This is a genomic window from Erythrobacter sp. CCH5-A1, assembly GCF_001557115.1.
Classification (GTDB): domain Bacteria; phylum Pseudomonadota; class Alphaproteobacteria; order Sphingomonadales; family Sphingomonadaceae; genus Erythrobacter.
This window is the reverse complement of the sequence record NZ_LSKQ01000042.1, coordinates 1-1380: the sequence shown is the minus strand read 5'-3', so window position 1 is coordinate 1380 and position 1380 is coordinate 1. Positions and strand designations below refer to the sequence as shown.

At 62.3% G+C, this 1380-nt stretch carries 1 protein-coding gene; it reads right to left on the bottom strand.

What is annotated here, in order from left to right; translation table 11 throughout:
* A partial coding sequence (locus AX708_RS02170) for a strawberry notch family protein (protein WP_197426331.1) occupies positions 1 to 1380 on the bottom strand: 1380 nt, incomplete at both ends.

Genomic DNA, 1380 nt, shown 5'->3' with positions numbered 1-1380 from the left:
CATCCATGAACTGGTCGGTCTCGGACTGGTTCGTCCGCGGCGAGCGGGTCTCGAGACGCTGCTGGCCGTCGCTCTGGGTTATAAGCCGCTTGCTGCGCCCGGTCACCTCGGCGACCTTCTCCGGTCCATAGTGCTCGATAATCCCGTCCAGCGCTGGTTTGATCGGCGGCATGGCGCACAGGTGCTCGATCATCTCGCTGCGGCGGGCGATCGCCGTCTGGTTGTGGACTGGACGGCCTTCCTCGTCGAACATCGGTGCCGAGCGCTGGGTGCCGGTATCATCGACGAATACCTGCATCTGTTGCGTGGGGAAGGCGCGCTCAAGGTACTCAATTACCGCGTCGAGCGGGCTGAGATCGAGGTCGAGCTCCGCGCGCTCTTCTGGCGAGAGGCTATCGAGACGGCGATCGAGGATGCTTTCGGCGGTCGAAACCAGTTGGACCACAACCACCTCATCACGGTCCAGATGGAGATTGATAGCAGCAATCAGCGTTGGCAGCTTCATCGACAGCAGCAGCTGGTTGAAGAATCGCTGCTTTGTGCTTTCGAACCGGCTCCGCGCTGCGGCTTTCGCACCGCTATTGAGCGTTGTGCCGTCGATTTCATCGACGACGCCGGTCAGCTCCAGCGCCTCCTCAAGGTTCTGATGGATGATCGCCCAAGCATCGGCATAAGTGTCGTAGACGGCGATCTGTTCGGCGGTCAGATCATGCTTCAGGATGTCGTATTCGACGCCTGCAAAGCTGAGCGCGCGCGCCTGATAGAGGCCAAGTGCCTTGAGATCGCGCGACACGAGTTCCATCGCAGCGATGCCCCCTGCCCTGATCTGGCTGATGAAATCTTCCCTATTAGCAAACGCGGTGCTAGGTCCCCACAGACCAAGCCGCACGGCATAGGCAAGGTTGTTGACCTCCGAGGCCCCAGTCGCAGAGGCGTAGAGAACCCGGGCATCGGGCAGGTTGTGTTGCAGCAGCACGCCGGCGATGCCCTGCAGCGATCCGCTTTTCGTGCCCCGGGCGCCCTCGCCTCCTGCAACCCCGCCCATCTCGTGGCTTTCATCGAAGGCGATGACACCGTCGAAATCCGCGCCCGCCCAGTCGAGCAGCTGCTTCAGGCGGGTGGCGTCCTGACGCTGACTGCGAAGGGTCGGGTAGGTGACGAACAGGATCCCTTCGCGAAACGGAACCGCCTGATCGATCTTCCAGTTGGAAAGCGGCTGAATGTCGGCCGCAAGGCCCCCGATAGCGCTCCAGTCGCGGCGCGCGTCTTCGAGCAGGCTTTCGTTCTTCGAGATCCAGATGGCCTTCCGGCGTCCAGCAAGCCAGCCATCAAGGATGCAGGCGGCGATCTGCCTGCCCTTCCCTGCCCCCGTGCCATCGC